We start from the raw sequence: 25,735 nt of genomic DNA on the forward strand, positions 1-25,735 counted from the left end.
TAAAAACACTTACTAATTATGAGAGAAAAATCCTTTGACTTTTCCAAAAAATGTATAATAATGATACTTAATCATTACAGGGTTAAATTTCAAAATATATAAACCAAATCCTACTATATTCTTCAATAAAGAATAAGAAACAAATATATATGAATACTTATATTTTTTATATAAGTATCCAACACTATACATATGTGTCTTAGCTCTTTCTATGACTAATTTTGAATCTCTTTCTATCGGTATATCGTGCCTAGAGACTAAGTCTGGATCATAAATTACTAGTATATTATTTTCCATTGCACGCAGTGGAAACTCAATATCTTCACCTGCACTAGTTAATGTTCCTGACCCTAAACCTAGCTTTTCATCAAATCCACCTAACTCAATATAAATACTTCTCTTAACACATAAACTTATAGAGGAAACTCTTTTCCATATGTTATATTTATCACAACTACCTTTATTCCTATCAAATCTCGCAATGTTTATATTGTTATGATTTGCAGCACGAAAAGTTAATATATCTAAAGAACCAATTTTTTTATTTAGTCTAGATATAAATGATTTATCGTACCAACAATCATCATCGGGGAATAATAGGTACTCGCCAATAGCTATTTTTACACCTACGTTTCTAGCTCGAGATAATCCTTTAGGACTAGTGGTGAATTTAATTTCTAGTTGATTTTTATACACCTCAAATAAATTATCATCGATTCTAGGTTTAGTTTGATCCACAATAATTAGTTCAAAACATTTTTCAGTTTGAATAAGAATACTATCTAAAAATCTTTTTAATAAATTAATATCAGGATTAAGTGTAGCAAGTATAAGACTATATTTTATTTTTACCATTAAAAAAACCCCAAATAAAGACCATTTGTTATATTTCTAAAAAAAACATTCATAAAAAACATTACAATATATAAAAAAATAAATATCCAGCCAATCAATATCCGATTTTTTACCGCGTTTTGAATTATCATTGGTACTAGTATTAACTCAGAAATAGTTAATATTGAAGATATCCTTGCAGCTAATATTGCGATACTTGAAAAACTGATAAGCCAACAAACTCCAATTAAGAAATAACAATAGTAAGTACTATAAAGCTTGTTATTAGAAAAATAATATAAAGCTAGAAAAATAATTATTATTTGTTTTATTGTATTTGGATTTAAAAGTCCAAGATCATAGTTATATAAATTCCATTCAGTATAGTTATTAACCCCATTAGGAAGGATACCTAACAAATTGGAATATTGAATAATTACTGCTGGTATATTGAAAAAATAAAATGAAAATGATAATAATAAGAGAATAAATGATATTTTTTTAAAATTATCTCCTTTAAAAAACAAACTAAAAGTATATGGAATCAATGCAATAAGAGCGGAAGAATGAAAATAGCCAGATAATACTATATATATAAATGCCATCTTATTCTTTCTATGTGCCTGAGATGATATAGCAACTAAAAGTAAAGCACTTGCTAATCCAGCTCTTATCTGTATCATTTCTTTATTTAAAAATGCATGTGCAAAATAAATAAAAACAGAAAAAAATGCCAATTTACTATCTTTTGTTATAATATAAAAAACAGAAAAAACACTTATAAATGCGAATGTGACAAAAGTTGCATCTAAAGATCCCGTATTACTATAAACAAATCCAGATAAAAGTTTAAATAAAAAATCGCCATGAATATTATTATATTCACTTATTGGTAAGATAGCTGATTGCTTTATAATCTCAGAATATGCAATATAATCATTGCTTGTTAAGTTAAAACCAGCAATTACAATTAGTAAAAAAGCAACGATAAATAGAATGGATTTTGAACTGTAATCAAAATTCTTATCAATTAAATTATATAACTGAAGCAGAGCTCCAATTAGTAAAATAGAAAAAATCAAGTAAAATAATATCATTTATACCGCTTTAAATTAAAAATTGAAAACCGACTAAATAAAATTTATTACCTAATCGGCTAAAATATCAAGCTATATATTTTTCTTTAAATATTCTTTTGTTATATTCCTTAATTTTTCTAATTCTTTTTGCTCATCCTTTATATTATATTTTGGATTTATTTTATCAAACTTATCACCAACTTTAACTAAACAATTTTTTATATTAAGCTTACTTAATAATGATGATTGCCTATCATCCGCGCAACCTAAATCATTTACAACTGAATACATTGGTATACCAAAATTTGCAGCAAAAGCAGTTCCATGAAATGATGATGTAACAACATATGATGCATTTTCAAAAAGTTGTAAAAAATGTTCTACGGAAATATCTGAACAATTCTTATATTTAATACCTTGATTACCTGGGATATCAGTAAAAGAATAAACTTCTAACCCAGTTTCTTTCTGAAGTTTTAACAATAATTCATAGATATATGGACGAGGATCAAAAGAATGAGTTATTAAGTAAAAAATTATGTATTTTTTCCCTTTATATATTTCTTTCTTATTTTTTGAAAAATCAGACCACTCTTTAAAACTTAGAGCCAATGTAGGATCTAAAGTTACCTCAGCAAAGTTACCGGTTAGTTCCTTTATAACTTTATTTGCATTAGAGTCTCTAATTGAAATTTTTGAATATTCTTTTAAATATTTCTTAAAGTCACTTATATATATATCAGAAAGCGAATTATCAGCCATACTTGCTGAAAATGATATTTTCTTTGATTTAGGAGGAGAAAAAGCTAGCAAAAAAGTATTATCTCCTCTTGTATGTTTTACATTCCAAGTCTGATCACTTCCAGTTATATATGTATCATACTCTGGTGGATTATTTAAAATCTCTTCAGGTGAATTATATTCAACAGATAAATCTAAGTAATCGTTAATAGCATTTTCAATACTTTTTCTTTTTCTATGACTCTTTAATAGACCTAATGGATAAATACGGTCATGTATAACAGTCTTAATATTTCTCAAATCAGGTAAACCGTTATTATATTGCCATTCATTCGGAAACTTATAATCTATGATCTCACAGCAAAAACCCATATCATTAATAATTTTTTGAGTGGCATAAGTTTGTAAAAAAGAACCATAATTAATAACACGGTGCATTGTTATTACACCTACTTTTTTTTTTACTTCCATAGTATTTTAAGAATTCCTCTTTAAACGTGATAATAAATTAGTAATGATTAAGCCAAAAGATGGATTTAAAGTATATATAAAAATTATTAACTTATTTCTGATAGAGATATCTGATTTTATAACGCTAAGAAAATTATTTCTTAGATATTTTTTATATTCTTTATACTCTTTAATATACTTTTTCCGTGTATCCGTTATAACTATAGCTCTTACAGTTGCATATATTGTTAAATAACGGTGCAAAAATAATGCTATATCAATCCCATTAGATTTAACAGTTAATTCTTTTTCAATTTTATCAATAGCTTTTAAGGCATTAATATATTTATTAACGTTTAGTACAGTAGTAGCGCTTTGGACATTATCCTTACGATAATAATATACCTTCTTAGTTCCTAAACTTACCTTACTTGATAATTGAGCAACATTAACAATAAAATTTAACCCTTCTCCCATATATAAATTTTCAGAAAAAGATATTTCCTTATCTAGTAAAAACTTTTTCTTATATATTTTATTCCAGCATCCTACTTCTACTTTACCAGGATATAGCAATAACTCAGTTGCATCTTCTGGTGTTAATATCTTTTCTATTTCTGAATTACAACTTTCGCTACAACTCGTTGGATATACATAACAATTCTTTGATAAAGCAAATTCAGAAGAGTCTTTCTGAATTAGATTAAGCATATATCTAATATATTCGCGGTCAAGAAAGTCATCAGCATCGACAAAAACTAGATAATCCCCTTTAGCTTTACTAAGTCCAAAGTTTCTTGCTTTACTAACCCCACTATTAACATTATGATAAACGAAAACTCTTTTATCCATTTCAGAGAAAGAATCAGAAATTTCTCCTGAATTATCCGGACTTCCATCGTTTACTAGTATTATCTCTATATTTTTATGGCTTTGCTCTATTAATGACTCAATACAAGATGCTAAATAATTCTCAACATTATAAATTGGAACAATTATTGATACGAGTATATTTTCATTGTTACTATTATTTATATTCATATTATTTCATTCTAAAAATCAAATTACTAATTGATTTCTTTTCATTCGAATTAAGAGACAAGAAGTAAAAAATAAAAGGATAAGTTATAAACATACTCAAGTATACGAATAACCAACTACTATTAATTAAATAATTATGATAAACATAATATACAAAAATAGATGGTATACTCAATGATAATATTGTTTTTAATATACACACTTTGAAATATTCAATTATTTTAACGTCAGTATAAATAGAAAAATATTTTATCTTGATAATGCCTGTTATTATTTCAACCACAATTAGCATTATAAGTACATCGTTGATATTACCATTATACTTAAGAATAAAATAAGATATTGGTAATATTGTAAAGGCTATACTTCCAATGACTATCTGAAATCTTTTTATATTTCCTATAGCTTGAATAGCTGAATTTATTCCCACTGTTAATTGATTGATCATAGTAGCTATTAATAAATATATACATATGGTTACAGTAAATTCAGGTACTTTCTTCAACCAAATGGATAAAACATCATTCATTACAAATAAGGATGGGATAGATACTATTGAAACAAGAAAAAAGCCTATTTTAGATGCAAACATTGATATATTAATAGTTCTTTTTTTATTCCCCATCCCCTCACTTTTCATAATTTGGGGGTTCATCGCTCGTAATAAAGATAAAGAAAGTTCTTTAATTTGATTATTGACCTGAGATGCAACACCAAATGCAGCATTTACTTTAATACCTAAGAAAATATTAAAAATTACATTTAATCCTTGAGTATTTAAAACATAGCAAATATTAGAGTATATATTCCAAATTGCAAAATGTGACATTTCCTTAATCAAAGGTACATCTAATTTTTTATTTTTTATTTTACATTCATTATATTTATAAAAACAAAATAAAGCATAAGCAATAAAGGCTAGAAAGCTCATTATGAAAATGCCCTTCGAATATATAATAAGTCGTTCTTCTTGTGAACAAAACCCTATAAAATACGCCAAAAATAACTTAAAAATAACTTGTAATAGCAAGATTAATGAATCATAAAGTATATTTTCATTTGCATAAAGAACAGCAACAAACGGAACAGAAATAATATTAAAAAACAGTCCTAACAATAAAAAATCATATAAAATTTTAGCTACATTAATAAAGCTTTTATCTATGGATAACAAATTATTAAATATAATATCTTTTGTTACAAACAAAGTTAATAATGTAATTATAGCTATAAACAAATGTAATATAGCACTACTTTTAAATACATTTCGCTGTTTTTCTTTTAAATTTCCTCCCTGATAATATGACAAATATCTTTGAGTTGAAGTTGCCATAGCAGAATTTACGAATGAAAATAATGTTATCACCCCTGAACTTATAGTAAAAACACCATATCCTTCAACACCGAAATTATTTAATAGTATTCTTATAGTAATAAGAGATATTATTATCTGTATAAACATTCTTATGTAAATAAATATTGTATTTAATGCTACTCTCTTTTTAACATCTACTTTAATTTTTTTCATTTAATTTATATCAATCTATTACAAACACAGATCCAATTTCATAGATAATAATAAAGACGTACTATTTTTATCTTTTTCTGACATTAGTGGCTGACTAGATATTGGCCATTCAATAGAAATCATCGTATCATCCCACTTTATTGAATGTTCAGCACTTGGATTATAGTAATCAGTACATTTATAAACAAACTCGGCTTCATCACTCGTCACATAAAAACCATGTGCAAAGCCTTTAGGGATCCATAACTGACGCTTATTTTCAGCAGAAAGATAAACACCAACCCACTTTCCAAACGTTGGTGAACCTTTACGGATATCAACGGCAACATCGAACACTTCACCCGACACAACTCGAACTAATTTTCCTTGAGTGTTCTCAGTTTGATAATGAAGACCACGCAAAATACCCTTTTTAGATTTAGAGTGATTATCTTGAACAAATTGAGTTGGTTTACCCGTAACTAGCTCTTCAAATTTATTTTGGTTCCACGTTTCCATGAAGAAACCACGTTCATCACCAAAAACATCTGGCTCAATAATTTTTACATCAGGGATATCTGTTTCAATAACTTTCATTGTTATTCTCTATCTTATTTTTAAGCGTAATCACTGAGGTGATTTAATGCTGATTGCCAATCGCTTGCTGGGATATTAAATACTGTTGTTATTTTTTGTGTATTTAACTTTGAATTAGCTGGGCGTTTCGCTGGCGTTGGGTAATCTTCAGTTTTAATCCCCTTTACGTCAGGAGATTTAACTAAAACATTTTGTTCAACTGCTTTATCAAAAATAACTTGCGCGAACTCACACCAACTAACATGCGGCATACCAGAGAAATGATAAATACCATAATTCTCAGTATTAAATGTATTTTTTGAATCAGTGATAGTTTTCGCTATTGTAATTAATGCCACAGCAATATCACCTGCATAAGTTGGTCCACCAAATTGATCAGCAACAATACCTAATGAATCTCTTTGCTGCGCTAAACGAAGCATGGTTTTAACAAAGTTATTGCCATTCTCTCCAAACACCCATGCGGTACGTAAAATAATATGGCGGGAGCAAGCATTAATAACCGCGTATTCACCCGCTAATTTACTTTCACCATATACACCTTGTGGGTTCACTGGATCAGATTCGCTATATAGTCCCTCTTTATCACCCGCAAAAACATAATCTGTTGAGATATGTAATATTGCAGAACCAACTTGCTCTGCAGCTTGCGCGAGATATTTAGGACCATCTCGATTAATAGCATAAGATAATTCAACCTCATCTTCTGCTTTATCAACAGCAGTATGAGCCGCAGCATTAATGATAATATTAGGCTGAAACTCATTAATAGTTTTTATTACGTCTTGCTTAGAGGCAATATCAAGTTCATTTCTATCAACAGCTAAAAATTCAATCTCAGGACAAGATTGTAGCTGTTTGACTAAACAGCTACCTACTTGGCCATTGCTACCTGTAATTAATACTTTCACAATGTTCATTCACTTCTTATTTTTCTTCAGAAACAACACGCATTAAATACTGACCGTATTCATTTTTCATCATTGGTTCAGCTAACAACTGTACTTGCTCTGTTGTTAACCAACCATTACGCCATGCTATTTCTTCTAAACAAGCGACTTTTAAGCCTTGGATATTTTGTACCGTTTCAACGAATGAAGATGCTTGTTGTAAGCTTTCATGAGTACCAGTATCAAGCCATGCAAAACCACGCCCTAATAGCTCTACATTTAACGAACCATCATTTAAGTACATTTCATTAAGTGTCGTTATTTCAAGTTCACCACGATGTGATGGTTTAACTTGTTTAGCCATTTCAACAACACGATTATCGTAAAAATATAATCCTGTTACTGCATAGTTGGATTTAGGCTGTAGCGGTTTTTCTTCAATAGAAATTGCTTTCATATTGTCATCAAATTCAACCACACCAAAGCGCTCAGGATCTTTAACTTGATAACCAAATACAGATGCACCATGTTTACGGGAAGCAGCATTTAATAATGTTTGGCTAAATGATTGACCATAGAAAATATTATCACCAAGCACTAAACAAACACTGTCATCACCAATAAAATCTTCACCAATAATAAATGCTTGCGCTAAACCATCAGGAGAAGGTTGAATCGCATATTCAAGATTAATACCAAAATCAGCACCATCACCTAATAAGCGACGGAAACTCTCATTATCTTCAGGCGTGGTGATAATTAAAATATCTTTAATACCTGCTAACATTAAAGTTGATAACGGGTAAAAAATCATTGGTTTATCGTAAATAGGTAACAACTGCTTTGAAACACCACGAGTAATTGGGTAAAGACGCGTACCAGAACCACCCGCTAAAATAATGCCTTTCATAAATAGAATCCGAAGTTATAAGTCTCAGGTTGAAGAGGAAATATCAACCCAAGATAAAAAATAAATGTATTAGTTACCTAAACGCTCACGGTTATATGAGCCATCTAATACTCGGCTCCACCATTTTTGATTGGCTAAATACCATTCAACGGTTTTACGAATACCAGATTCAAAAGTTTCAGCCGGTTTCCAGCCAAGTTCACGGGCAATTTTAGAAGCATCAATTGCATAACGCACATCATGTCCAGGGCGATCGGTTACGTAAGTAATTAAATTTTGGTATTCAGTTACGCCTTGCGGTTTATTCGGCACTAACTCTTCAAGTAATAAACAAATTGTTTTTACCACTTCAATATTGGCTTTTTCATTATGACCACCAATATTATACGTTTCACCAATTTCGCCTTTGGTCACTACGGTATAAAGTGCTGATGCGTGATCTTCGACATATAGCCAATCGCGAATTTGCATACCATTACCGTAAACAGGCAATGCTTTACCGTCTAACGCATTTAAAATAATTAACGGAATCAATTTTTCAGGGAAATGGTAAGGACCGTAATTATTTGAACAGTTAGTGACAATCGTTGGTAAACCGTAAGTACGTAACCATGCGCGCACTAAATGATCGCTTGATGCTTTAGAGGCTGAATACGGGCTTGATGGCTCATACGATGTTGTTTCAGTGAACAAGTCATCAGTGCCTTCCAAATCACCATACACTTCATCAGTAGAGATATGATGGAAACGAAATGCTGATTTACGGGTTGCATCTAATTGATTCCAGTAAGCGCGAGTGGCTTCTAGAATGGTATAGGTGCCAACAATATTGGTTTCAATAAATGCCGCAGGACCATCAATTGAACGATCAACGTGACTTTCAGCGGCTAAGTGCATAACAGCATCAGGTTGATGCTCAGCAAAGACACGATCTAACTCAGCGCGATCACAAATGTCAACCTGCTCAAAGGCATAACGATCATTACTTTCAACGGTAACTAATGATTCTAAGTTTCCCGCGTAAGTTAATTTATCAACGTTAACAACACTATCTTGAGTATTATTAATAATATGACGAACAACGGCAGAGCCAATAAAACCTGCGCCACCTGTAACTAAAATCTTCACTGATAATCCTTAATGATTGATTTTATATAAATGAGAATTAAACGTTAATAATTAATGCTGTTGAGGATTATTGATTGCCGCTTCTTGACGCCCAAACAACTTATTGACCCAAGTCGTAATACGCCAAATATGATTAATCGCAGTAAAATAGACTGCAAACATCACTAAGAAGCTAATAAACATCGTTGATTCAGCGACACCATTGATATCTGCGACAATACCGACAACGGCACAAATTGAGGCTAATAAACAGATCACAAATAATGTCATCAATGATGATAACCCCATGCGCTGGCAGATATGGTGTAAGTGCTCACGATCAGGTTTGAATGGTGAATGGCCTTTACGAATACGACGGATCATAATGGTTGCCATGTCCATTAGCGGGATCGCAATGATCCATAATGCCGTTACAGGTTTAAAGGCATCAATGCTTGGCTCTTGCGTGCCACGAATGAGCATCCAGATCACCGAAAAACCGATAAACATGCTACCCGCATCGCCCATAAAGATCTTAAACCGACGCCCAAGTGGGTAGCCAAGGTTAAGCATAATGTAAGGTACAAGTGCAGTAACAATTAGAAAACAAATCGTTGCTAAATATTGATTATCACTTAGGTAGAAAACAGTACCTAAAGCGGTAAAAGTAACTGATGCTAAACCGCCTAATAAGCCGTCGATACCGTCAACCATATTAAAAGCATTGATGGCAGCAATTACCGCAATGATGGTGATCAGAGAGCCAAAAAATGCATTAAGCTCAATGCTGTCACTGCCCATCAAGTAACCTAAATAGTGCAGGCTGTGTCCACCGCCCCAAATCATCGCTAATGAAATGCTTGCTTGCACAATTAAGCGAATTTTAAAGCTGATATCAAAGAAATCATCAAACGCGCCAAGAACAATTAAAACCGCCGAGCATAAAAGGTAGAGTTCAAGGTTAGAGCTAATAGGTAAAAAGAACGTCAGGCCGATCAACAATGATAAATACACCGAGATCCCACCGACCAAAGGCACTACCCCTTGATGTAACTTACGGGCATTGGGTTTATCAACTAAACCAATTTTTTTTGCTACTTTTCGCATGATAAATAACGTGACAAACGACGTTATGAAAACAAACAGATAAGCATTATACATAACGGCCAACTTTATAATAATAAGGTGTTAGATAAGATAGTCAGTTGTTGTTACTTTTAATTCAATCTTTGCTTACAATAAAGACCCCTTTTGTTTTTACCCTGTAACCTATTGATAAAATATTGATTTTATGATTTTTAGGCACAAAAAAGCACTAACCGTTAGGCTAATGCTTTTTTATTAAACGCGTTTGTAATATGGATTAGAAGAATGTTTTATTCTCTCGCCCTATAATCTTAAATAAATCTACAACACGTGGTGAGTAGATTTCCTATCTCGTTCGTAACCTCACAGTAGGGAATGACGGCTATATTTACTTCTTATCATTCACATAACTATATTGGTAATAACCATAATTACCATAGTAGCCACTCGCTTTACGAACTACGGCATTGAGTATGAAACCTTTTACTTCAATGCCATTTTGTTCAAAGCGTTGTTTACTTATTTCAACTTCTTTAACGACACTTTTCTCAAAGCGACCAACCATTAACGTAGTACCAACATGTGCGCCCACAATAGCAGCATCGGTTACGGCTAAAATCGGTGGTGTGTCGATTACGATCATATCGTAATTAGCCGATGCCCATACCATTAATTCACTAAAACGTGGGTGCATTAATAATTCAGAAGGGTTCGGTGGAGTGTCACCACGACTGATAAAATCTAAATTATCGATACCCAGTTGTTTAATTATATCAGTAATATTTTTCTGACCACTTAAGTAATCGGACAAACCACACTTATTACTGGTGCAAAATTGTCGTTCCATACGGCCCTTGCGCATATCGGCATCAATCACTAATACACGTTGGCCTGTTTTAGCAATAACCGCTGCCATGTTGGCTGAAACAAAAGATTTACCAATCTCAGGGCTTGGACCAGAAATCATTAGTATATTATTTTTGGCTTCCATCATCGCAAAGTGCAAGCTAGTACGTAAGCTACGTAATGCTTCGATAGATAAATCAGCAGGATTAGATATAGCTAATAAAGTTTGCTTAACTGTCATTGTATGCTGATTTTTATTCTTTTTATTTAGATTTGACTGCCAATCTGACATTGGAATAGACGCATAAACAGGTAAGCCGATTTGTTCAATTTGATCAGGACTTTCAATACCTTTACGTAACGCGGCACGTAATAAAACGATAGCAACAGATAACATACCACCCAGTAATGTTGCTAATACCACAATAAGCGATTTTTTCGGTTTTACTGCTTGTGAATATGCTTGTGCATTATCAAGAATACGGACATTGCCGACAGTGCTTGCTTTAACAATGCTTAACTCTTGTACTTTATTAAGCAGTTGTACATAAATCTGTTGGTTAACTTCAACATCACGCGTTAAACGTAATACTGCGCGTTGTGTCTTTGGCAATTTCTCTATACGTTTATTTAAGCGAGCTTTTTCTGCCAGTAAAGTTTTACGCTTATCCAATAAAGAAATATACGCGGGGTGTTCTTTAGTATAAAGCTGTGAAATATCACTTTCTTTAAAGGTTAACTGGTTTAGTTGTGCCTCTAACGTCACCATGGTATCTAAGGTTGTTTTTGCTTCTAATGGTAAATCAACCGATTCATTCTGTTGGCGGTAACGATTGAGTTTATCTTCCGCTATTGTGAGTTGTTGCTTAATTTTTGGCAGATGTTGCTTTAAAAACACCAGACTATTTTCAGCTTCAGCTGAATTACGAGCCACATTTTGTAGAAAATAGGTTTGACTAATATCAGTTAAAATATTTTTAATTTTCGCTCGGTTTTCACCTGTTATCGATAATTGCAAAATACCAGTTTGCTTACCTTGTTCAGCAATAGATAGCCCTTTTTGTAATCCTTGAATTGCATTCAAACGGCTAATTTTACTAACACTAAATGTTGCGCCATCAGCCCCTACTAACTGGGTTACAAATAAACTATAACCGTTATTTGTTGCTAATGTACCAACTTTGCCATTAAGTAATTCACGGCCGTCACGGTTTGCTAAGCTATATTCACCTTGAGTACTATTAGTGATCGTTAATACATCACTCGTTAACGCAACAGTATTCTCTGGCACAGTAAAACGAGAAACTGAAATTTGATGGCTATCACCTAATAAACGCGCTAAACCTTTACCAAAAATAGGGGTATAAATAGGGGTAGCAACAGTGGTTAAGTTTAGCTTATCAACCGTATCACCCAATACCATCCGCGATTTAATGATTTCAATTTCAGTGGTCGAACTTGATTCAGCACCACCAAACATTTCAGCCATATCTCCACCAAGGGCTGGCATACCTGTGCTTTTTTGTTCAATCTGAATTAAGGCATCTGCTTTATAAATAGGGGTGGCTAATAAGGCGTAGCTGATACCAATGCAGGCAAAAATAAAAGTAGTAATAATAATTAGCCATCGGCTATCAATTAAAATACCAAACAGTTTACCAAGATCAATCTCATCATTTCCTGAAGAAATATTGGATTGGAGATTTTGAGCAATACTCATTAAGTAAAGATTCCGATGTTAAATGTTTAAGGGATGACGACAAGTAAATAATCGACTACCTATAATAATGGAGGTTATTATCCGTCATCTCGGAAGTGAGGTACGAACTATCCGCGATCTACTTACCACGCGATTGAGCCTGAAAGACAACTGTGAAAACAGCGATTCTACAGCCCGTTGATAGTAAATTCGCGATAAAGAATGAAACTTAAAAAACTATATCTTCTTCGCCCAAGCTTCTGCTGCTTGCGCAATCAAGCCATAAGCATGATCAAATGCTTCTTTACTTTGACGATATGGATCGGGAATATCTTGTTGCCTAATCCATTGTCCAAACAGCATCGTTTTACCACGAGCTTCTGGTGCAATACGAGTTACAGCGTCGATATGACCTTTTTCCATAACCAAAATCAGATCATAATCACGACATAATTCACTCGTCACTTGCTGTGCCTGATGACCTTCAAGTGAGTAACCATGAGCCAATGCCACTTCCGCTGCCATTTTGTCAGCAGGTTTTCCCGCTAAACCACTTTTTTCAGTACCAACACCCGCAGAAGCAATCTGTTTATTGGGTAATTTTGCTTGTAGAATACGTTCGCCTGATGGTGAGCGACAAATATTACCCACACAAACAACAAGAATTTTATTGAACATAGAGAAGGTTCGAGTAAATAGGGTTTAAGGGACGAGTAAAAGTAAGATTTAAGGGACGAGGAAGAACTCGTCCCTACACACTTACTTCAAATTCATGTAGTAGTTCATACCTTCAGAAAGGTTATTAAAACTAGTAATAGTTGGTACAAGTTGTCTAATAACACGATTCCAACGAGCAATTGGAGCCGCGGTTACATAAACGATATCGTAAGGCTGTAACTCAAATTCAGTACCAATAACTAATGCCGTTGCATCTTTAATATTCAATTGATAAATATTTGCTACGGGTGCGTCTTTTTTTACATCTGCATTTTTATTAGCTCGAATAACAAATACGCCCGTTGCATCTGCTTCTAATTGATTAATACCACCAACACTACTTAACGCTTCCGTTAAACTCATGCCTACACGATCAATTTTTAATAAGGTTGGTTTATTAACTTCACCCATGACAAATACTTTTTGAGAATCATCACGCGGAACATGAATAATATCGCCACTTTTTAATAATCGATTTTGCATTAAATCGCCACGTTGCATTAATGCATATAATGACAGTGTTTCATCTTTGCCATTGCGCGTTAAAGTGACATGACGCCAATCCGCATCTTTGGCAATACCACCCGCTTTATTAATTGCATCAAGTAACGTTAATGGTACGTTTGAAATAGCTTGTTGTCCGGCAACCTTTACTTCACCAGTAACGTAGACTTTCTGAGAACGGAATGAAGCTACGTTTACATCAACTTGTGGTTTTTCAATAAAAGCGGCTAGACGTTGCGCTATTTCACTACGAATTTTCGTCACTGTTTTACCCGCAACAAACACTTTACCGATGTAAGGATAAAAAATAGTACCATCGGCATGAACCCAGTTACCCGCTTCACTAGCACTTCGATAAGAACCCGCTGGAATAGTCAGTTCGGGATGATCCCAAATAGTGATATTTAAGATATCGCCGGGACCAACATGATATTCATAATGCGATAATTTTTTTTCTAAGGCTGGGTTTGTCTGTGCAGGGATAGATCGGACACGATATTCATTAATATTATTTATCGATAAAGGATAAACATTCACTAATTGAGAAAGATCCTTCGTCGGAATTGTTGATGGCGCAATTATTTTCTTACCATCAAGACTCAAATTAGAACCTGGTATAGCGCACCCTACTAACATGGTTGATGCTAATACAGTTATTATAATTTTTTTTTGTAATGCCATTTTAAATTCACGATAAATAATAAATGATAGATGATAATTAAATCACTATGTCAATAAGTCATTAGCCAAGCTACCGCCCTAAAGTTACAGCTCTTCAATTGCTATAAAAATTCAAATTATGCTGTTTATTGTGAACATTTAAAGACAGAAATAATTAATCAAAATAAACGTGAGTATAGTAATGACATCGGTAGCATAAATAAAGTATTCCTTCTCATATTTCATGATCAATATCACGTTTAAATAGAATTTAATTGACATAAAAAAAACACATCTCACAAACGAACAAAAAACGAACAAAAAACGAACAAAAAGATAATAAAAGACTAATGCCGTAAAAATATAAATGATGATTTATATTTTTTCATATTTTATTGATATAAAAAACAACAATATATATATGCACCTATAATATATAATTAATACCTATACATACTATAAGTAAAATAAAAAACGGTCAAAAATGTTACAAATTTATCACCAGCGCCAAATATATTAGAAGTAAATCACAACAACTACTAATACCATCGATAAGCAACATTATTCATTTATTACATCAACATCTATTGCTTATAATCGCTAATAATTGCTTTGCAATTTAATTTTTTAATTTAACTATGGGTGGTCTTAGAATGAATAAATTACTTCTTGTTTTACCCCTTACATTAGCCATTTCAAATACTGTAAATGCGGCAACGGATAATCCGTTTTATGTAGGTGCGCGAGTTGGTGTAAGCCATATTTCAGATATGGATAAAGCCGTTACTAATGTGACAGGTTTTGATAATGATAATTTCGCTGGCGGTGTGTTCATAGGTTATCAAATCACACCATGGTTCGCAGTTGAAGGCGGCTATACACATTTAGGTAATGCAGAACTTAAAGATGTAAATGGTAGTTATGAAGCTCAAGGTGGCGATTTAGTGGGTAAATTTTCTTACTCATTAAATAATAATATCGATTTATTCTTAAAAGCAGGTACTTATTATTACGATTGGAATGCTATTGGCGCGGGTGTGCAAAATAGTGATAACGACTGGTCAGCAACCGCAGGTGTTGGTGCTGAATACTTTATTAATAAAGACATTTCTACACGCATTGAATACCAATATTACAATGATGTAGGTGGTGTTGATATTCACTTCGGTGGTGTTTCATTTGTTTATCACTGGGGTGCTCCAGCTGCCGTTATCGTTGCTGAGCCTGTTTATATTGACCAAGTAACGGTTGAAAAAGTAGACGCTATCACACTGACGGTACCGTTCGCTTTTGATAGCACATCAATCACAACTGGTGACGCAAAACATCTTGTTCCTTTTGAAACGCGTTTAAATGCACACCCAGATAATACTATTATTATCGTTGGTCACACTGATAGTACTGGCTCAGAAGAATACAACATGGCACTTTCTAAAGAGCGTGCTGAAGCGGTAGCTAAAAAAATTCGTGTTCATCTAAATGTTGATGAAAATCGTATATTAAGTGAAGGTCGTGGAGAGTCAGATCCTGTTGCTTCAAATGATACAGAAGCAGGCCGAGCCGCTAACCGTCGTGTAGATATTATTGCTCCAGCAATTGATGTTGAAACTGTAACTAAAGTTATTGCGGAGTAAGCATTAACTTAAAAAAACCAACTAAATCAACATTATTAATTATATTTAGGGACTAAAATGAAAATTAAATTATTAACAACAATCATTGCTGGCGTATTGCTTGTAGGTTGTGGCGGCAACGATAACAGCGTCGATGATGGTGGAAAAAACACCCAAACATTACAAGCGTTTGATCCTGCAATTATCAATATGATTGTAAAATACAACTGTAATGATCAAACAGGTGCATTAACATCACGTACAGCTCACAATGGTAAAATAACAACAGAAGACAAGAATATTACTGAAGATCCATCAATTTGTTCTTTTACTTTTACTGGTGATGAAAACACGAAAGATGTTACTAATGGTAAAAGTATGGATAAAGTAACATACACTGTACCTAAAGGTTTAGCGCAAAAAGGTCAACTCATCACAGCTTCACCATTAACAACTTACCTAACCAAAAAACTTAATGGTGCATTATTTACAGTTGCTGCTGCAACAGAAGCACTTGAGGAACTTGGTTTAGATGAATTAGTTAATAGTGGTTCAATCACTGATATAACCGCTTTATTTTCAGATACTGAAACTGTAATTAATGCACTACCAAAGGATAGTAAAGATCGTGGCATTCTAATGGCAACCACGATGGTATTATCAGATACCTTAACAGCACTTCCTCAAGATGCACTTATTACAGAGATTGCTGACGTAACAACAAAAATCACAGCATCAGTTACAACTGAATATCCTTTCTACCCAGCAGTTGGTACAGATACACCAACTGATGAAATCATTTTCCTTGACGTAAAAGAAACAGCAACGAATGTACAAAAAGATCCAGAAGCTAGTGTAACGTTACCTCCCAAAGTTCCAGCAGTTCCAGTACCAGATGAAACTAAACCAGTACCGCCACCAACAGGTGGTACGGGTGGCGATGACGGTCAAAATCCTAACGGTTAATTCTTAATATTCACTCTTTATTGTAATAATAAAAAGGCACCTGCATTAGGTGCCTTTCGTGATTTAATTCTTTCTCTACACGGATGTCTGTTATGCGGCCCCAATTGTCAATTCCACTCTCTCTATTAACTCTAGCCATCACAGCGAGCTTTAGCTCTATTGCTCAAGCATCTTCAGTAGATAATTTACCGTCAAGTCAAAGTTATACCGGTTTGATGTTTATCCCCAATGCTCAAGTTATTGATCATGGTGATTTTAACCTCTCTTTTCATCAAGGGATCCCTTATAACAACAGTATTGCTAGCTTAGATGATTGGTTTTTTGCTGCTGGTGTTTTCAAAGGCTTAGAGGCCGGAGGGCGAATTGTAACTAATACTTATGATTGTAATGGTTATTTTGATACTCATTGCGGGATTCGCGATCTTTCGGCATCATTCAAATATCAACTGCCCTTTGTTTATAATTATACGGGGATAAATTTAGCTGTCGGTATTCAAGATTTAGGCGGTGAAGCAAATAATTTTGATACTAAATATATTGTGGCAGATAAAACCTTTGATAATTTAAATCTACGATTAAGTGCGGGTTATGGCCAATCAAATTTAGCCTTTGGAATTATGGATGGTCCTTTTGGTGGCGCAGAATGGCAACCATTACCTTTTATACAAGTCATTGGCGAGTATGATGCCAGTAAATTTAACGCTAATGCTAAATTATTTACACCTGAGGGCTTATTGCCTCATGGTATTCAATTAAGTATTGATTATGAACTTTACACTGGTCATAAAAATAGTGACCAATCAGTATGGGGTGTTAATGCTGCTGTTCCGCTATTTGGCTATAAAACTAATAAACGCCAACACTTATCTGTTGATAATCAGCAACACCTTCAACACGCTATAAACCAACAATTAGACAACCATAAAAACAGTAACTTGCAAAGCTTAATGGCAGCATTAAAAAATGATGGATTTATTAATCTTCAACTTGGTAAACGAGACGGCAAGTTAGTAATAGCTCTTGAAAATCGTCGCTATAACCATAATCCAATGGATGGGGTTGGGGTTGCATTAGGTCTTATTGCTGCAAACACTAGTACAAAAACCTTTGCCGATTTTGCAACAACAGCAAAACTAAAAGAGGAAGATAAGCAACACGTTGAGCTAATCATGTTAACTAATAGTATTCCAATGATGACCATTAACGGTAATATGTCGGATTATCGTCAATTTTTATTAACAGGCGATCATAACCCATCACTATCTTTCAATAGCTATAATGCTAAAAATCAATTTAACCAAACACAATGGTTAACTCAAAAAGAAAATAATGGTTTTGGTCGTAGCCAAATAATATTATCTCCTGAATTAGCACATCGAACAGCAACTGAATATGGCTTTTTTGATTACTCTCTCGCGCTTGGTACGAACCTATATACTCCACTATGGCAAGGTGCAGCACTTGATATTCGTCATACTTTACCGATAAGCGAAAGTGATGATTTTAAAGCAGGCGAAATTTGGGGTAATTCAGCCTACGACAATGAAATAGATCGTATTTTCTTACATCAAGCATTTAAATTATCACAAAATATAATGACTCAATTTAGTGGTGGCTATATGTATGGTAGCTATTGGGGGGGGATGAATGAAACAAATTGGTTCTCACCTGAAGGTAAACATAGCTTAGGATTTAAAATTAGCCAATTTAGTCATAAAGATAAGGATCAATCATTCAATAAAAAAGAAGATAAAGGTGTGCGCTTAGCTCATTATTTATATTCTCAACCTGAATGGAATTGGCAATTAGAACTACAAGGAGGGGAATTTTGGCAGGAAGATCAAGGCATCAAAGTAACATCAAGCCACTGGCTAGGCGATGCTCGTTTAAGTGCTAGTTATTTAACATCAAAAGCTCAAGGTAGTAATGATTATGAAAATTTCTTAAGTTTAAGTATTTCATTCCCATTAACACCATGGCGAGATATGAAACCTGGCTATATTCAAGTTCGAGGAATCGATCAATTCACCTATACATTACAAACCCGTGTCGGTGCTGATGGCCATAATAATATTAATACCGGCCTTGGTGGTTCAAATGATTTACAACATAATCTTACACGTCAATACCAAGGGCAAAATCGTTTAACTAAAGCGTATTTTAACGCTAATATTCAACACTTACGTAATGCCTATATCCGTTATATAAAAGACGTTGAAATGTAACTCTTACATAAAATTCGGCAGTTGCCCCTTTAACTGTCGAATTTCCTCTCTTATAAATTAATAGCAATAAAAACACTTATCTCATTAACTACTTATAATTATTCACACCAAAACATCAATGCACAGCATTTAATTACTTTTTAGTGTTAATCAGTAAAAATACACAAAAAGCTGTACTTCATATAAATAACCATTATTTCCCCTTCTGTAATATACCAATTTGACATATAAAAATTCTCAATTAACAATTTGTTACAAACTAAATGGCAAATAAAATAAAACACCGTTTAATTGCTATACCATTCAAAAAAAATGCATTAGTATGTTTGAAAAATACATCAAGTTGATATTTGCTATTAGGTAATATCAACAATAAGTACTGTCATAGAATAGTGCGATTATTACCGGCTTAAGTCGGATTTATTACAATTAGGAAAATACGGCAAATATTATGAAAAAAACTTTTCTAGTACTACCTCTTGCTCTTCTTGTATCTGGCGCAGTAAACGCAGCGACAGATAACACATTTTATGCTGGTGCTCGTTTAGGTAATAGCTTTTACGATCTAAAACACAGTGAAGGCATTAACCTAGATAACGAAAATCTAGCTGGCGGTGTTTTCATGGGTTATAAAGTAACACCATGGTTTGCACTTGAAACTGGTTATACACACCTAGGTTCAACTACAGTTGAAGGTACTGATGCAAAAGTACGCATTCAAGGTGCAGATATTCTAGCTAAATTCTCTTACAACGTTACTGAAAATGTAGATCTATACGTTAAAGGTGGTACTTACTACTACGACGCACATATTAAAAACCTAGGTGATGAGAAATCTCATGGCTGGGCTGGTACTGCTGGTTTAGGTATGGATTACTTCATTACGAAGAACTTATCTGCTGGTCTTGATTACCAATACTACCACGACATTAAATTAGGTTCAGACAAGACAGAGAAAACTGATGTTCATTTCGTTGGCGCAACATTAGCATACCATTGGGGCGCTCCAGCACCAGTCGTTGCTCCAGAAGTTGTTTATGTTGATCAAGTATCTGTAGCAACAATCGAAGAGCTAAAGCTAACCGTTCCTTTCGCATTCGATAGCACTACAATCACGGCTGGCGACGCAAGCAAATTAGCACCTTTCGAAGAGCGTCTAAATACATACCCAGACGCAACAATCACTGTTGTTGGTCACACTGATAGCAAAGGTTCTGAAGCATACAACCAGAAACTATCTCAAGAGCGCGCAGAAGCTGTTGCTAACGCACTACGTACTCACCTAAATGTTGGTGCAGATCGCGTTCTTAGCGAAGGTCGCGGTGAGCTAGATCCAATCGCATCTAACGATACTGCTGAAGGCCGTTCTGAGAACCGTCGTGTTGACATCATCGTTCCTGAACTAAACGTAGAAACAGTAACTCAAGTTGTTGCTGAGTAATTTCTACTGCTAATTAAGGTTAGTACTGCGTATTAAATACGTAAATATGTACTGATTAATAATCCGCTATAACTTCACCGTTATAGCGGATTTTTTATGGGCGAAATAGGAAGAGACAGATTATTAGGGCCAAATAGCTAGAGGGAAAAGGACGAGAAAGTGCGTGGTTCGAGTTGCCAGTATTAAGAGCTAATCATCACCTGGATAATTGATGGACATAATTATTTGGGATCTAGTTACCGTAAACTTAAGCCTTATATTTAGATTACATTATATTTTTAGCGTACAAATAATAGATCCCTTATCACCTTTATGGAAAAAAAAAGCCTAACACATATAATGCGCTAGGCTTTTTTTGAATAAACAATATTTGAATTATTTCTTAATTATTTAATTGCTTACGCTTCCAAACAACATCACCAATACCATCACTTGGATTAAAATCTGTTGGCGCTTCCATCAATATTTTGCGGATTTTTTCATGATCAAAGTCATGACATGCAATATCTAATTAATCAAGAATTTGTTGATATTCCACTAATGATAAGAAACGCTCATTCGCCGTCATAATTCGGCTATGTTCTGTTTCATTAACATTATCACCAATCAACAGTTCTTCGTATAACTTTTCGCCAGGGCGTAATCCAGTATATTTAAACTCAATATCACCGTAAGGATTTTGCTCTGATTTTATCTCTAGACCAGATAATTTCACTAAATTTTCAGCCAAATTAACTATTTTTACAGGTTTCCCCATATCAAGAACAAATACATCGCCACCCTTCCCCATAGCTCCAGCTTGAATTACTAACTGAGCAGCTTCTGGTATCGTCATAAAATAACGGATAATATCGGGATGAGTAATAGTAATTGGTCCACCTTCTTTGATCTGGCGCTTAAACAACGGGATCACTGAACCAGATGAACCAAGTACATTACCAAAGCGCACCATACAAAAACGAGTACCATGCACTTTTAAAGCTTCTTTCTCAGCTAAGGCCTGTAAACCAAGTTCTGCCATACGTTTCGTTGTACCCATAACATTCGTTGGTCGAACGGCTTTATCAGTAGATATTAATACAAATGAAGATACGCCTGCATTAATTGCGGCTTGAGCTGTATAAAAAGTACCAAAGACATTATTTCGTACACCTTCGACAACATTATATTCAACCATTGGTACATGTTTATATGCTGCCGCATGATAAATTGTATTAACCTTAAATGTTGTCATGATAGCTTCAAGACGGTTAATACGTTGTACTGATCCCAATAATGGAATTAATTCAACATCTAAACCACGTTTGGCAATATATTCTGATAACTCTTTTTCAATGGTATATAACGCAAATTCAGATAGCTCAAATAATAATAATGTTTGTGGTTGATTTAATATTATTTTTCGACATAATTCAGAACCTATCGAACCACCGGCCCCCGTCACCATAACTACTTTGTGCTTAATGTTCGCTTCCATTAATTGTTCATTAGGTTGCACAGATTCACGACCTAACAGATCTTCAATAGGCACATCATGTAGCTGATCTAATGAAACATTATCATGTACGATAGCATCAAGATTAGGAATCGATAATACTTCGACAGGAAGATCGACGAGTGCAGTGACAATCGCTTTACGCTGACTACGTGTTGCACTTGGCATAGCTAATAGAACTTGCTTAACATCAAATTTAGCAACTAACCGTGATAACTGTTCTCGCTTATATACTGTTAAACCTTGTAATACATTACATTGCAATTTTTTATTATCATCAATATAAACCACAGGATTTAGTTCATCACCTTGACGTAATAAATTCACCAATTGACGCCCAGCAACTCCTGCACCATATATGATGACATTAGGTTTTCGCTTCATTTCAAGCTGAGCAAAAAATACGCGAATAGAAAATCGTGCTCCACCTGTTAGTATAAATAAGTATGCCAAATAAATAATAGCGACCGTTCGCGGCACCCAAATACTAAAAAAATACGTGGTAAGCACAAAAACAACAGTTGACACTAGAGAACCAATAGCGAGTGTAAATACCGCATGTACGCTTAAATAACGTAAAATAGCACGATAAAAACCGATTTTAATAAAGCACGTAATAGTTATCACTGATAAAAATGACACTAAATACAAATAATCAACACTATAAGTTTGATCAAACTCACCAAGACGAGTCCAAAAAGCCCCCCAAAAAGCAATTTGTATAAAAACAAGATCAATACAGACGCTTATAACTCGCTTATAAGGTCTAGGAATTGAGAAAAAAGCATCAATAATAGCCATACATCCTCAGAAAATAACATTTACTTATCTTATATTTTATTAAATATTATAGATGATAAGTTATATATAAAATAAAAGCGGCAACATGCCGCTTTATTTAAAACTACAATTAATATATTTAATTACGTGATGCTTTAGTTAAAACTTGCTGAATAACCACACATGTTTTTTGTACTTCTTCTACTGTTAGTGTTGGATGTACTAAAAACATTAGACTAGTCTCACCTAACTCGATGGCATGTGGTAAACCATGCTTTGGACGCCATGCTGTATTATCAAACGCTTTTTCTTTATATATTTCAGAGCAACTACCTTGATAAGCAGGAACACCTAATTTTACGATTTCATCGACAATACGATCTCGGCTCCAACCTTCAGCTAAAAACTCAGGGCGAATAAACATATAATGCTTATATTCAGCATGTTGACTATATTCAGGTACAATAACTGTACGAATAATATCAAATTTAGCTACAGCATCATCCAATATTTTACCATGTTGATGACGTTTTTGAGTCCATTCTGACATTCGCGTTAATTGAATACGACCAATAGCACCCTGCATTTCAGTCATACGCCAATTTGTACCAAAAGACTCATGTAACCAACGGAAGCCAGCTGGATGTTGACGATTATAGATAGCATCATAGCTCTTACCATGATCTTTATAAGCCCACATAGTAGACCAAAAATCATGATTATTAGTAGTAACCATGCCTCCTTCACCACCAGTGGTCATGATCTTGTCTTGACAAAATGACCAAGCACCAATATGACCAATGGTACCAACAGCACGACCTTTATACATTGCACCATGTGCCTGAGCACAATCTTCAATAACATAAAATCCATACTTTTCAGATAACGCCATAATGTCATCCATTTCTGCAGGCATTCCTGCTAGATGGACAACTATTACCGCCTTAGTTTTAGGACTTATTACCGCTTCAATTGACTCTGCTGTAATGTTTTGGCTGTTTAAATCAACATCAGCAAAAACAGGATTTGCTCCAGCAGTAACAATTGATGATGCCGTTGCTAAAAATGTACGTGATGTGGTAATCACTTCATCTTCAGGTTGTACACCAATAGCTTTTAATGCCAGATCTAATGCTAGTGTTCCATTACCTAATGCGATCGCATAATCGCATCCGACCCACTCAGAAAATTCTTTTTCGAACTGACGACATTCAGTACCAGTCCAATAGTTAACTTTATTAGATAATAAAACTCGACTTACAGCATTGGCTTCTTGTTCTGTAAACGACGGCCATGGTGAAAAAGGGGTGTTAAGCACAATAAGCTCCTAATTATTCGTTATTTCTCTTGCTGGCGTACCAACAACTTTTAATTCATTTGGTATATCATGGATTACCGTTGATCCAGCACCAACAAATACATTTTCACCAATATTTATTTGCTGGATAACAGTAGAACCAATTCCTATCCATGCTTTTTTATCTACTTTCACCTCACCGGCAAGAGCAGTATTAGGACAAATATGGACATGGTCATTAATAAAACAGTCATGTTCTATTACTGAACTACTATTAATTATACAGTTATTGCCTATAACTACATCTGGATTTATCACTACATTAGCCATAATGACAGTACCATTACCGATTTTTGTTCTTGTACTTATAATTGCTCGTGGATGAATTAATGAAATAAAATTAGCATCTTGAGCTACCAACGTTAAATATAATTTAGCCCTTATTTCATTATTACCAATAGCAATAATCACACCATCATAGTCAACAATACTCTTATAAAGAGACTGGATATTCCCCACAACAGTATAATCACTAAATTGCGTTAATGTCGGCCAACGATCATCAAAAAAGTCTAACGATGTCCATCCATTTAACTGAGCAATTTCAGCTACGACTTTGCTATGGCCTCCAGCCCCAACAATCGCTAATTTTTTCACTCTGGCTTTGTCCCTTTAAACGGTTCAATTGTGACATGCCCATCAGCGCTAATACCATCTTTTACTAACACTTTCTTAACTGTTAAGAATAGAATTTTTAAATCTAAAATAAATGCTTGATTATCAACATACCAAACATCTAAATCAAATTTTTGTTCCCAACTAATAGCATTACGACCATTTATTTGGGCCCATCCCGTTACACCAGGCCGTACATTATGACGACGTTGCTGGTGCTGGTTATAAAGTGGTAAATACTGCATCAACAATGGTCTTGGCCCAACAAGACTCATATCACCTTTTAATACGTTTAATAATTCTGGTAATTCATCCAAGCTACTATTTCGTAGCTTATGACCAAAAGTAGTCATTCGCTCTTCATCTGGTAATGCATTACCATTTTTATCAACCGCATCACGCATTGTACGAAATTTGATCATCTCAAATGGCTTACCATTTAATCCAGGACGCACTTGACGAAATAGCACCGGAGAGCCTAATTTTTTCCTAATAAAATAAGCAGTAATAGCAATAACAGGTGATAATAAAATTAACGCGATAATAGAAACAATAATATCGAATAGACGTTTCAT

Annotated in this window: 20 protein-coding genes and 1 pseudogene; 4 read left to right on the forward strand and 17 right to left on the reverse strand. The window is 34.0% G+C overall.

Annotated elements, in window-relative coordinates:
• Nucleotides 1–12 precede the first annotated feature (12 nt).
• From GLP24_RS06390 to GLP24_RS06450, 13 genes are all read right to left on the reverse strand, one after another.
• Complete coding sequence (locus GLP24_RS06390) at nucleotides 13–855, reverse strand: glycosyltransferase family 2 protein (RefSeq protein WP_232615710.1); 843 nt, start codon at nucleotides 853–855, stop codon at nucleotides 13–15.
• A complete protein-coding gene (locus tag GLP24_RS06395) occupies nucleotides 855–1,931 on the reverse strand; it encodes an EpsG family protein (protein ID WP_232615711.1) in 1,077 nt (358 codons plus the stop codon). The genes GLP24_RS06390 and GLP24_RS06395 overlap by 1 nt, the downstream gene beginning before the upstream one ends.
• A gap of 72 nt (nucleotides 1,932–2,003) precedes the next feature.
• On the reverse strand, nucleotides 2,004–3,125 hold the full coding sequence (locus GLP24_RS06400) for a polysaccharide pyruvyl transferase family protein (RefSeq protein ID WP_232615712.1): 1,122 nt from the start codon (nucleotides 3,123–3,125) through the stop codon (nucleotides 2,004–2,006).
• A gap of 6 nt (nucleotides 3,126–3,131) precedes the next feature.
• Nucleotides 3,132–4,145, reverse strand: coding sequence for a glycosyltransferase family 2 protein (locus GLP24_RS06405; protein ID WP_232615713.1), 1,014 nt, complete (start codon nucleotides 4,143–4,145; stop codon nucleotides 3,132–3,134).
• Between the two features lies 1 nt (nucleotide 4,146).
• The gene (locus GLP24_RS06410) at nucleotides 4,147–5,673 is read right to left on the reverse strand and encodes an MATE family efflux transporter (protein WP_232615714.1); all 1,527 of its coding nucleotides are present in this window, start codon (nucleotides 5,671–5,673) and stop codon (nucleotides 4,147–4,149) included.
• 18 nt (nucleotides 5,674–5,691) lie between these two features.
• The gene (rfbC, locus tag GLP24_RS06415) at nucleotides 5,692–6,249 is read right to left on the reverse strand and encodes a dTDP-4-dehydrorhamnose 3,5-epimerase (RefSeq protein WP_232615715.1); all 558 of its coding nucleotides are present in this window, start codon (nucleotides 6,247–6,249) and stop codon (nucleotides 5,692–5,694) included.
• Nucleotides 6,250–6,269: 20 nt separating this feature from the next.
• Nucleotides 6,270–7,163, reverse strand: a complete 894-nt coding sequence (rfbD, locus tag GLP24_RS06420; RefSeq protein WP_232615743.1) for a dTDP-4-dehydrorhamnose reductase — start codon at nucleotides 7,161–7,163, stop codon at nucleotides 6,270–6,272.
• A 13-nt stretch (nucleotides 7,164–7,176) separates the two neighbouring features.
• The gene (gene rfbA / locus GLP24_RS06425; protein ID WP_232615716.1) at nucleotides 7,177–8,049 is read right to left on the reverse strand and encodes a glucose-1-phosphate thymidylyltransferase RfbA; all 873 of its coding nucleotides are present in this window, start codon (nucleotides 8,047–8,049) and stop codon (nucleotides 7,177–7,179) included.
• 69 nt (nucleotides 8,050–8,118) lie between these two features.
• Nucleotides 8,119–9,177 carry a dTDP-glucose 4,6-dehydratase gene (rffG, locus tag GLP24_RS06430; protein WP_232615717.1) on the reverse strand — a complete coding sequence of 353 codons (1,059 nt, stop codon included), beginning with the start codon at nucleotides 9,175–9,177 and terminating at the stop codon, nucleotides 8,119–8,121.
• A 51-nt stretch (nucleotides 9,178–9,228) separates the two neighbouring features.
• The gene (gene wecA / locus GLP24_RS06435; protein WP_232615718.1) at nucleotides 9,229–10,317 is read right to left on the reverse strand and encodes a UDP-N-acetylglucosamine--undecaprenyl-phosphate N-acetylglucosaminephosphotransferase; all 1,089 of its coding nucleotides are present in this window, start codon (nucleotides 10,315–10,317) and stop codon (nucleotides 9,229–9,231) included.
• Nucleotides 10,318–10,630: 313 nt separating this feature from the next.
• Nucleotides 10,631–12,808, reverse strand: a complete 2,178-nt coding sequence (locus tag GLP24_RS06440; protein ID WP_232615719.1) for a polysaccharide biosynthesis tyrosine autokinase — start codon at nucleotides 12,806–12,808, stop codon at nucleotides 10,631–10,633.
• Nucleotides 12,809–13,024: 216 nt separating this feature from the next.
• Nucleotides 13,025–13,465: an arsenate reductase/protein-tyrosine-phosphatase family protein gene (locus tag GLP24_RS06445; RefSeq protein ID WP_232576600.1), complete on the reverse strand. Its 441-nt coding sequence runs from the start codon at nucleotides 13,463–13,465 to the stop codon at nucleotides 13,025–13,027.
• 81 nt (nucleotides 13,466–13,546) lie between these two features.
• On the reverse strand, nucleotides 13,547–14,689 hold the full coding sequence (locus GLP24_RS06450) for a polysaccharide export protein (protein WP_232615720.1): 1,143 nt from the start codon (nucleotides 14,687–14,689) through the stop codon (nucleotides 13,547–13,549).
• 632 nt (nucleotides 14,690–15,321) lie between these two features.
• On the opposite strand from GLP24_RS06450, the gene GLP24_RS06455 reads away from it, so the two are divergent.
• The 4 genes from GLP24_RS06455 (at nucleotide 15,322) to GLP24_RS06470 (ending at nucleotide 20,913) form a co-directional block, all read left to right on the forward strand.
• The gene (locus GLP24_RS06455; RefSeq protein WP_232615721.1) at nucleotides 15,322–16,302 is read left to right on the forward strand and encodes an OmpA family protein; all 981 of its coding nucleotides are present in this window, start codon (nucleotides 15,322–15,324) and stop codon (nucleotides 16,300–16,302) included.
• A gap of 57 nt (nucleotides 16,303–16,359) precedes the next feature.
• The gene (locus GLP24_RS06460) at nucleotides 16,360–17,247 is read left to right on the forward strand and encodes a hypothetical protein (RefSeq protein ID WP_232576597.1); all 888 of its coding nucleotides are present in this window, start codon (nucleotides 16,360–16,362) and stop codon (nucleotides 17,245–17,247) included.
• Nucleotides 17,248–17,339: 92 nt separating this feature from the next.
• Nucleotides 17,340–19,472 carry a YjbH domain-containing protein gene (locus GLP24_RS06465; protein WP_232615722.1) on the forward strand — a complete coding sequence of 711 codons (2,133 nt, stop codon included), beginning with the start codon at nucleotides 17,340–17,342 and terminating at the stop codon, nucleotides 19,470–19,472.
• A gap of 451 nt (nucleotides 19,473–19,923) precedes the next feature.
• On the forward strand, nucleotides 19,924–20,913 hold the full coding sequence (locus GLP24_RS06470) for an OmpA family protein (protein ID WP_232615723.1): 990 nt from the start codon (nucleotides 19,924–19,926) through the stop codon (nucleotides 20,911–20,913).
• A gap of 382 nt (nucleotides 20,914–21,295) precedes the next feature.
• Here the strand turns inward: GLP24_RS06470 and GLP24_RS06475 are convergent.
• The 4 genes and pseudogenes from GLP24_RS06475 to GLP24_RS06490 form a co-directional block, all read right to left on the reverse strand.
• Nucleotides 21,296–23,209, reverse strand: a pseudogene (locus GLP24_RS06475) (polysaccharide biosynthesis protein).
• Nucleotides 23,210–23,327: 118 nt separating this feature from the next.
• Nucleotides 23,328–24,506 (reverse strand): DegT/DnrJ/EryC1/StrS family aminotransferase, encoded by a 1,179-nt coding sequence (locus GLP24_RS06480; protein ID WP_232615724.1) that lies wholly within the window; start codon nucleotides 24,504–24,506, stop codon nucleotides 23,328–23,330.
• Nucleotides 24,507–24,515: 9 nt separating this feature from the next.
• Nucleotides 24,516–25,142, reverse strand: a complete 627-nt coding sequence (locus GLP24_RS06485; protein ID WP_232615725.1) for an acetyltransferase — start codon at nucleotides 25,140–25,142, stop codon at nucleotides 24,516–24,518.
• Entirely contained in the window at nucleotides 25,139–25,735 is a 597-nt protein-coding gene (locus GLP24_RS06490) for a sugar transferase (RefSeq protein ID WP_107213470.1), read from the reverse strand. Before GLP24_RS06490 ends, GLP24_RS06485 begins: the two co-directional genes overlap by 4 nt.

Origin of the sequence: Photobacterium carnosum, from assembly GCF_021236965.1 — a bacterium.
In the GTDB taxonomy this organism is placed as follows: Bacteria; Pseudomonadota; Gammaproteobacteria; order Enterobacterales; family Vibrionaceae; genus Photobacterium; species Photobacterium carnosum.